The sequence below is a fragment of the Methylobacterium amylolyticum genome, assembly GCF_030700245.1.
Lineage (GTDB): Bacteria > Pseudomonadota > Alphaproteobacteria > Rhizobiales > Beijerinckiaceae > Methylobacterium.
Window position 1 is genome coordinate 91,992 of record NZ_JAUYZI010000027.1, and the last position, 8,382, is coordinate 100,373.

Annotated in this window: 9 protein-coding genes; 1 reads left to right on the forward strand and 8 read right to left on the reverse strand. The window is 73.4% G+C overall.

Features of this window, described 5'->3' with window-relative positions:
• Positions 1 to 146 precede the first annotated feature (146 nt).
• From Q8W71_RS19300 to Q8W71_RS19335, 8 genes are all read right to left on the reverse strand, one after another.
• Positions 147 to 2,882: a hybrid sensor histidine kinase/response regulator gene (locus Q8W71_RS19300; protein WP_305527022.1), complete on the reverse strand. Its 2,736-nt coding sequence runs from the start codon at positions 2,880 to 2,882 to the stop codon at positions 147 to 149.
• A 179-nt stretch (positions 2,883 to 3,061) separates the two neighbouring features.
• Positions 3,062 to 4,129, reverse strand: coding sequence for a flagellar biosynthesis protein FlhB (flhB, locus tag Q8W71_RS19305; protein ID WP_305527023.1), 1,068 nt, complete (start codon positions 4,127 to 4,129; stop codon positions 3,062 to 3,064).
• A gap of 71 nt (positions 4,130 to 4,200) precedes the next feature.
• A complete protein-coding gene (gene fliR, locus Q8W71_RS19310) occupies positions 4,201 to 4,962 on the reverse strand; it encodes a flagellar biosynthetic protein FliR (RefSeq protein WP_305527024.1) in 762 nt (253 codons plus the stop codon).
• A gap of 57 nt (positions 4,963 to 5,019) precedes the next feature.
• The gene (gene fliQ, locus Q8W71_RS19315; RefSeq protein WP_305527025.1) at positions 5,020 to 5,286 is read right to left on the reverse strand and encodes a flagellar biosynthesis protein FliQ; all 267 of its coding nucleotides are present in this window, start codon (positions 5,284 to 5,286) and stop codon (positions 5,020 to 5,022) included.
• A 57-nt stretch (positions 5,287 to 5,343) separates the two neighbouring features.
• A complete protein-coding gene (gene fliE / locus Q8W71_RS19320; protein WP_305527026.1) occupies positions 5,344 to 5,658 on the reverse strand; it encodes a flagellar hook-basal body complex protein FliE in 315 nt (104 codons plus the stop codon).
• A 10-nt stretch (positions 5,659 to 5,668) separates the two neighbouring features.
• A complete protein-coding gene (gene flgC / locus Q8W71_RS19325; protein ID WP_305527027.1) occupies positions 5,669 to 6,076 on the reverse strand; it encodes a flagellar basal body rod protein FlgC in 408 nt (135 codons plus the stop codon).
• A 62-nt stretch (positions 6,077 to 6,138) separates the two neighbouring features.
• Positions 6,139 to 6,540, reverse strand: coding sequence for a flagellar basal body rod protein FlgB (flgB, locus tag Q8W71_RS19330; protein ID WP_305527028.1), 402 nt, complete (start codon positions 6,538 to 6,540; stop codon positions 6,139 to 6,141).
• A 131-nt stretch (positions 6,541 to 6,671) separates the two neighbouring features.
• Complete coding sequence (locus Q8W71_RS19335) at positions 6,672 to 6,806, reverse strand: hypothetical protein (RefSeq protein ID WP_305527029.1); 135 nt, start codon at positions 6,804 to 6,806, stop codon at positions 6,672 to 6,674.
• Between the two features lie 376 nt (positions 6,807 to 7,182).
• On the opposite strand from Q8W71_RS19335, the gene Q8W71_RS19340 reads away from it, so the two are divergent.
• Positions 7,183 to 8,382: flagellar biosynthetic protein FliO (locus Q8W71_RS19340; protein WP_305527030.1), on the forward strand; the 1,200-nt coding region annotated here is incomplete at its 3' end.

Genomic DNA, 8,382 nt, shown 5'->3' on the forward strand with positions numbered 1-8,382 from the left:
TCGCGCGTACCCCCGAAGCGGCCCGGGGCGGCGCGGTTCGAGACCGCGGCGCCCCCGGCTCGCCCCGCTCACACAGACGGAGAGGGTCGATCCCGAACCCTGCGGCCGGGCGCCGTACCAGCCCGGCCCCGCGCCGCCGCCCGGCCTCAGCCGGTCATCGTCTTCTTCACCGTCTCGACGAGCTGCTTGAGGCTGAACGGCTTGGGCAGGAAGTTGAAGGTCTCGCCCTCGGGCAGGTTCTTGCGGAAGGCGTCCTCGGCGTAGCCGGACACGAAGATCACCTTGAGATCGGGCTGGTGCTTGCGCACCTCGCGCAGCAGGGTCGGGCCGTCCATCTCCGGCATCACCACGTCGGACACCACGAGGTCGATCGGCTGGCTGCCCTCGCGCACGATGGCGAGCGCCTCCAGGCCCGAGGCCGCCTCCAGCACCGTGTAGCCGCGGGCGGACAGCGCGCGGCTGTTGACCGCCCGCACCGGGTCCTCGTCCTCGACGAGCAGGATGATCCCCTGACCCGTATGGTCGGCGGCGGGCTTGCGCGGCGCGGGCTTCGGGGGCGCAGGCGCGGGAATCGCGGGAATCTTCGCGTCGTCGGGCGGAGCGACAGGCTCGGTGACCGTGTCGCCGACTTGCACGAAGGCGTCGCCCTCCCCGGTCCGTTTCACGGGGGCCGGGGCCGGGACGGGCGGCGGGGCGGGGACCTCCTCCGGTTCCTGGGCGGGGACGTGCCGCGGCAGGTAGATCCGGAAGGCGGTGCCCGCCCCGACCTTCGACTGCACGTCGATGGTGCCGCCCGACTGCTTGACGATGCCGAACACCGTCGAGAGGCCCAGCCCCGTGCCCTTGCCGATCTCCTTGGTGGTGAAGAACGGCTCGAAGATCTTCTCCATCAGCTCGGGCGGGATGCCCTCGCCGGTGTCGCGCACCTCGATCAGCACGTGGTCGCCCGCCGGCGCCCCGCCCCGCCCGTCCGCGGCCGCCGCCGGGCCGGGATCGGCGACGTTCTCGGTGCGGATCATCAGCTTGCCGCCGTCCGGCATCGCGTCGCGGGCGTTGACCGCGAGGTTCACGATCACCTGCTCGAACTGGTTCACGTCGGCCTTGACCGGCCAGACGTCGCGCCCGTGCTTCAGCTCCAGCGCGACCCGCTCGCCGAGCAGGCGCTTCAGCAGCAGGGTCAGCTCGGACAGGCCCTCGCCCACCTGCATCACCTCGGGCCGCAGGGTCTGGCGGCGGGAGAACGCCAGGAGCTGGCGGACGAGGCCCGCCGCCCGGTTGGCGTTCTGCTTGATCTGCATGATGTCCTGGAAGGCCGGGTCGGTCGGCTTGTGGCTGCCCAGCAGCAGGTCCGAGTAGCCGATGATCGCCTGGAGGACGTTGTTGAAGTCGTGGGCGATGCCGCCGGCGAGCTGGCCGACCGCGTTCATCTTCTGGGCCTGGGCGACCTGCTGCTCCAACTGGCGCTGGGCGGTGGTGTCCAGCGCGTAGAGGATCACCCGCTCGGCCTCGTCGGCGGCCGAGGGCTCGGCGCCGTCGGCGGGGCTGAGCCACAGCCGGGCCGAGCGCCCGCCCGCCCCCTTGAGCTGCACCTCGATCGGCTCCGGGTCGGCCAGCCCGGTCGCGGCACGGGCGAGCCCGGCATCGAGCGCCGTCCGGTCGACCACGGAATCGGCGAGGTTCGGCTCGGCGCGGGTGCCGCCTTCCCCCTCCAGCCCGTCGTCCTCCGCCGGCCGCGGCACCGTGCCGAACAGGCGGGTGAAGGAGGTGTTGGCCCGGGCGATCCGCCCGGTGCGGTCGAGGGTGGCGATGGCGATCGGCGAGTTGTTGAGGAACCGGGCGAGCCGCACCTCGGCCGCGCGCTGCGGCTCGTCCGCCTCCGCACCGGCCGAGCGGTTGATGACGAAGGTCCGCGAGGCGCCGGGCTGGCCGTCCTTGCCGAAGGCGACCCGGTGGTAGAGCCGCACCGGCAGGGTGTGGCCGTTGCGGCGGCGCAGGTCGAGGTCGAACCGGTCGGTGCGGACCTCGCCGGGCAGGCCGGCGGTGCGGGCGAGCATCTCCGCGCCCGGCGCGATCTCGGAGAGGTGCGGGCCGCCGGGGCCGACGCTGGCGAGGTCGTAGCCCAGCCACGCGGCGAGCGTGGCATTCATGTAGACGATCGATCCGGCCGGGTTGATCGACAGGAAGCCGGCGGGCGCGTGGTCGAGGTAGTCGATCGCGTGCTGGAGTTCCTGGAAGACGTTCTCCTGCCGCTCGCGCTCGGCGGTCACGTCCGACACACTCCACAGGGCGGCGGCCCGGCGCTGGCGCGCCAGCGGCCGGGTCGTGACCCGGTACCAGCCGAAATCCCGCTCCGCGGCCCCGGGCCCGAGCGGGGGCGCCATCCGCATCTCCTCGGTGTGGGCGCGGCCGTCGCGCGAGGCCTGCGACAGGCGGTAGACCGCCTCCGACACCTCCGGAGAGCCGACGAAGATCCGCTCGACGGGGGCGAGGTTCGAGAAGCTGTCGCCGCCGGCGAGCCGCAGGTAGGCCTCGTTGGCGTAGATCAGCCGGCCGCCGTCCTCCACCACCAGCGTCCCGTCCGGGGCGGCGTCGACGATGCCCTTGGTGATGTCGTCGCGCGCGGCGGCGCCGCTGAGCTGGATCGCCCCGATCGCCAGCGCGAACAGGAAGAACACCCCGGCCATCGCCAGCAGCGCGAGCAGCCAGACGATCAGCGACTGCGCCTGCTCGTTGGCCACGAACGACAGGCCGATCGCCGCGCCGACGAGCAGGCCGGCCAGCACGAGCAGCAGGCCGACCCGGCCGGGCTGCTCGGAGCGGTCGATCGAGCCCGTGACCGGGTTGGGGGGCATCGGGGCCGGGGATCCGGTCGCGTCGGCCATGGTCTCTTTCCAGAACGAGCGCCCGGTTTGGCCCGCGGCCCGGCCTGCGGCAAGGGGTTTGTGGGCTCCGCGCCGCGGGCCCCAAGCCGCGCCGCAGCCTCGCGAAAAAAGGTGGATGAACCGTGGCTTCCGGGTCTCGCTCCGCCCCGGTCCGGGGTTGCGATGCGGGGGCTCCGGCCTCAGGCGGCGCGGCGGCGCAGGCGCAGCACGAAGCCGATCACCTCGGCCACCGCCCGGTAGTGCTCGGCCGGGATCTCCCGGTCGATCTCCACCGTGGCGTGCAGCGCCCGGGCGAGCGGCGGGTTCTCGACCACCGCCACGTCGTGCGCCTTGGCGACCTCGCGGATGCGCAGGGCCAGCGCGTCGACGCCCTTGGCGACGCAGACCGGGGCGGCCATGCCGGCCTCGTAGCGCAGGGCCACCGCGTAGTGGGTCGGGTTGGTGACGACGACGGTGGCGGTGGGTACGGCGGCCATCATCCGCTTCTTCGCCCGCGCCATGCGGAGCTGCCGCAGGCGGCCCTTGATCTCGGGGCTGCCCTCCGTCTCCTTCATCTCCTGCTTCATCTCCTCCTTCGACATCCGGTGGCGGTTGCGCCAGCGCAGCCGCGCGTACAGCGCGTCGGCCAGCGTGATCACGAGGTGGACGCAGAGCATGCCGGCGAGCAGCTTGAGGCTGAGCGAGAGGATCGCCGGCAGGCAGGCGGCGGGATCGAGCCGCACGAACACCTCCAGCCGGTCCCGGTCCCCCCACAGGATCGCACCGCCGACGACGCCCACCGCCACGAGCTTGGCGAGCCCCTTGCCGAACTGGAACAGCGCCTCGACCCCGAGGATGCGCTTGACCCCCGACATCGGCGAGACCCGCTCGAACTTCGGCATCAGCGTCTCGGTGGTGAAGACCAGCGGGTGCTGGAGCAGCCCCGCGGCGAGCCCCGCCGCGACGGCGAGCCCGACCGGCACCGCGACCGCCTGAAGCCACAGCCACAGGCCGCGCTGCCCGGCCGCCTGCATGGCGGTGGCGTCGTCGGGCAGCGCGTGGGCGTTGGCGAGGTAGGCCCGCAGGCCCTGCATCAGGCTCGATGCGACGCCCGGGGCGGCGATCACCAGCGCCAGGGTGAAGGCGCCGAGGATCGCGAAGGTGTTGATCTCGATGCTGGTGGCGACGTCGCCGCGCTCGATCGCCTGGTCGAGCCGCCGCTGGGTCGGCTCCTCGGTCTTGTCTTCCTGCTCCGCGCCCTCGGCCATGTCTTTCGAGACTCAGCGCTGGGGATGGTGGGGGCGGGGGCGGGCCGACGCGAGCGGCGCCGCGGCGCGCCTCACCGCCCGACGAACTCCCCGAGATACCGGCCGAGATCGTCCAGGAAGACGCCCATCATCGCGCCGAGGGCGCCCATCAGGATCACCATGCCGACGAGCACCGAGGCCGGCACCGCCAGGAAGAACACCTGCAACTGGGGCATCAGCCGCGACAGCACCCCGAGCCCGAGGTTGAACAGGATGCCGAAGGCGATGAACGGCCCGGAGATCTGCACCGCCAGCGCGAAGCCGCGGGCGATCGCCCGCAGCGCCAGGGCCAGCGCGTCCCCGAACCCCGGCACCCCGTCCGGCGGCAGCACCGCGTAGCTGCGCGCGATCCCCTCGATGGCGAGGTGGTGCAGGTCGGCGGCGAAGATCAGCGTGATCCCGAGGAGCGCCAGGAAGTTGCCGACCGCCGCCTGCTGGCCGCCCATCGTCGGGTCGACGGTCATGGCGTAGGACAGGCCGAGCTGCTGCGAGACGATCAGCCCCGCCGTCTGGAGCGCGGCCAGGACCATCCGCACGCTCAGCCCGATCACCAGCCCGATGATCGTCTCGCCGAACAGGAGGCCGATCAGCCGCGGGCCGGCCAGCCCCTCGGTGCCGCCGAGCAGCGGCCGCACCATCGGGAACAGCACCAGCGCCACGAGCAGCGCGAAGGCGAGCCGCAGGCGCGGCGGCACGGTCTGCTCGCCCACCCCCGGCATCAGCATGATGATCGTGCCGACGCGGGCGAAGACCAGCAGGTAGGCCGAGGCGATCCCGGGCAGGAGCAGGTTCATGCCCGCCCCTATCGCATGCCGGGCGCCGCGCCGTCTCCCGGCGTCTCCCGGGGCGCATCACCCCCCCGCCGCGATGCGGGCGGCGATGCGGGTCATGTAGCCCGCCATCGCGTCGCCCATGAACGGCAGCATCAGCAGCAGCACGGCGAACACCGCCACGATCTTGGGCACGTAGATCAGCGTCTGCTCCTGAATCTGCGTCAGCGCCTGCACCAGCGAGACGGCGAGGCCGACGAACAGGGCCACGAGCATCAACGGCCCCGCGACCTTGAGGAACACGAAGATGCCGTCGCGGGCGACGTCGAGGATGGCGAGGCCGGTCATTCTTCTCGGAATCTGCGTTGCGGCCGGGGGACGAGCGGACAGCGCGTCGGAGACCATTCAGATCTGCATGCGCATGATCTCCTCGTAGGCGGAGATCATGCGGTCGCGCACGGCGACCATGGTCTGGAGGGCGGTCTCGCTCTCGGCCACGGCGGTGACGACGTCGACGACGTTGGCCTTGCCCGCGGCGGCGGAGACGGCCTGGGTGTCGGCCCGGCGCCCGGCGTCGCCGACGCCCTCGAGCGCCTGGCCGAGGAGGCGGGTGAAGCCGCCCTCGGCCCCCTGCGCCGGCTGGACGCGCGGGGCGGGCCGGGCGCCGGAGAGGCCCTGGACGGCGGCGTAGGCGCCCGCCGCGAAGTTGCTCGTGGCCATCCGCAGCCCCCTACTTCAGGATCGCCAGGGTCTGCGCGACCATCTTGCGCGCGGTCGTGACCATGTTGAGGTTCGCCTCGTAGGAGCGCTGGGCCTCGCGCATGTCCATGTTCTCGATCAGCGCGTTGACGTTGGGCATGCTCACCTGGCCCTTGGCGTCGGCCGCCGGGTGGCCGGGATCGTGCTTGGTGCGGAAGGCCGAGCGGTCGCGCCCCACCCGGCCGACCTCGACCAGCGAGGCGCCGACCTCCCGGTCGAAGTGGCTCTTGAAGGTCGGGATCTTGCGCCGGTAGGGCTCGGCGCCGCCGCGCGCGGGCGCCGAGTCGGCATTGGCGAGGTTCTCGGCGATGATCCGCATCCGGCCGGACTGGGCCTTGAGGCCGGAGGCGGCGATCGCCAGCGATTTCGTGAAGTCCACGGCTCAACCCCTTCCCGCCCGCCGGAGCGCCGGCGCGGCCCCGAAACACTCGGCTCCCGTCGTCAGCTCTTGCCGATGGCGATCCGCAGGGTCGTCAGGCTGTGCTGGTAGAGCGAGGCGGCGAGCTGGTAGTCGGCCTGGGTGTCGCCGGCCTTCATCATCTCGTCCTCGAGGTTGACGCCGTTGCCGCTCGGGCGGATCTCGAAGCCCTTGGCGCGCCGCGCCTCCGTCCCGGGGCCGGCCTGGCCCGCGGGGGCCATGTGGCCGGGCGCCGTCATCGCCAGGCCGGTGCCGCCGACCGGCGCGCCCGTCGCCCGGTCGAGGCGCAGCTCCGCGAGGTCGCGCGGGCGGAAGCCCGGCATGTCGGCGTTGGCGACGTTCTCGGCGATCAGGCCCTGGCGCGCCTGGCTCCACTGCATCCGGGTGCGCAGCATCGCCAGCACGGGCAGGTCGGTGATGGCCAAGGGACGTCTCCGGTCGCGCGCCGCTGCCGCGGGGCGGGCTCGGCAAAAACTGCCGCGCACAGGGTTAACGGCCGGTTAAGCCGGCCGGATTCGTTAACCGTGCCGTGCCCGGTCGTCGGCATGCTCCGCACTCAGAGGAGATCGTTCACCCACGTCACCACCTGGGCGAACGCGTGCCACAGCGTCCAGCTCAGCACCCCGATCCAGGCGACGGTGATGGTCAGGCAAACAACGATGATCGCGTAATACACATTGTTCAAGAACATGGCGACATCGAAGGTGCCCGACCCATATTGGTCGATCGCCTATGTATTATTGGTGTTGAATATTTCAAATGGAGGCTACATTACAGTTTGGTTATCTTCGAGCGGGATGTCGGACGCGCCGCCCGGGCGTCGGCGCCGGGGAGGGCGGGATCGGTCCGGCCCGGCGGGTGCGGACCGTCCGGGACCGACGGACGAAGCATCCCCGACCTATTGCGTTGACAGCGTTAACGATATTTGCCTGTTAACGAAGTCCTAACGGCGTCTGCCCGGCCGGCCAGCCGGCGTGGTATGACGCGGCCGGCCCCCGCACGGCGACCGCACGGCGCTCGCCGCGGCGGCAACGGGCGAGGGCGTAACCTTGCGATGGCTGCACTCCGTGTTCGGCTCTGACGGATCCCCGATCGTCCAGTACGTCGTCATCTTCGCCGTCATCTTCACGGCGCTCGCCGCGATCGTGTTCGTGGTGCGGCGGCTCACCGGGCGGGGCCTCGCCCTGCCGGGACGGGCGGGCGCGCGCGGACGCCAGCCGCGGCTCGGGATCGTCGACGTGTACGAGCTCGACCGCGCCCGGCAGTTGATCCTGCTGCGGCGGGACAATGTCGAGCACCTGCTGCTGGTCGGCGGCCCCAACGACGTGGTGGTCGAGCGCAACATCCAGCGCGGCCAGCGCCCGATGCCCGAGGCGAGCCTGCGCCCGGCGGAGGCCGCGGCGGAGCCGCTGCCGGACCCGCTGGCGGAGGCCGGGCGGCTGCCCGAGCCGCAGCGGGCCCTGGCCGAGATCGGCGCGCACCGGCCCGAGCCGGCCTTCGATCCCGGCCAGGGGATCCCCTTCGCCATGCCCGTGGTGGTGCGGCCGCCGATCCCGGGCTCCGGCGCGGCGCCGCCGGTGACGCTGCCCCTCGACGCGGGCCTGCTCGGCGGCGACGAGCCCGGCCAGGAGATCCCCGCCGAGCGGCGCCCCCCGGCGCCGGAGCGGGCGCCCGCGCCGCCGGAGCGGGCCGAGAAGCCGCCGCGCGAGCCGTTCTCGCCCCGCCGGATCCTCCAGCGGACGGCGCCGCCGCTCGTCGACGCGAAGCCCGAGCCGGCCTCGGAACGGGCCCGCGGCGAGGCCGACCGGCCCGCGGCCGCCGCGCCCCGGATGCCGCCTCCGTTGCCGCCCCAATTGCCGCCTCTGGCGGCCTCGGCCGAGCGCCGGCCCGTGGACCCGGCCGTGCTCTCGGACATGGCCCGCCAACTGCAAGCGGCGCTCGCCCGCCCGGCATCCGCCGTCGTGCCCGCCCCGGCGCCCCCCGAGCCCCCACCCGCCCCGGCCGACGACCTCGTGCAGGCAGCCCCCGTGCAGGCAGCCCCCGTGCAGCTAGCCCCCGTGAAGGCGGACCCTGTGACGGTGGACCCCGTGGCCGCCGCGATGGCCTCCGCCCCGGCGCCCGCGGAGCCGCCGCCTCCGGAGCCGCCCGTCGCCGCGCCGGTCCCGCCGCCCCGCGCGATCCCCGTCCCGCCGCCGCGCCCCGCGGTCGCGCCGGACGCGGCCGAACTCCCCCGGCCGGTGCCGCCGCGGGCGCCGCCGCGCCCGCCG

Coding starts and splice junctions, on each gene's coding strand:
- Q8W71_RS19300 (WP_305527022.1), bottom strand. CDS start 2,882: ATGGCCGACGCGACCGGATCCCCGGCCCCGATGCCCCCCAACCCGGTC.
- flhB (WP_305527023.1), bottom strand. CDS start 4,129: ATGGCCGAGGGCGCGGAGCAGGAAGACAAGACCGAGGAGCCGACCCAG.
- fliR (WP_305527024.1), bottom strand. CDS start 4,962: ATGAACCTGCTCCTGCCCGGGATCGCCTCGGCCTACCTGCTGGTCTTC.
- fliQ (WP_305527025.1), bottom strand. CDS start 5,286: ATGACCGGCCTCGCCATCCTCGACGTCGCCCGCGACGGCATCTTCGTG.
- fliE (WP_305527026.1), bottom strand. CDS start 5,658: ATGGCCACGAGCAACTTCGCGGCGGGCGCCTACGCCGCCGTCCAGGGC.
- Q8W71_RS19335 (WP_305527029.1), bottom strand. CDS start 6,806: ATGTTCTTGAACAATGTGTATTACGCGATCATCGTTGTTTGCCTGACC.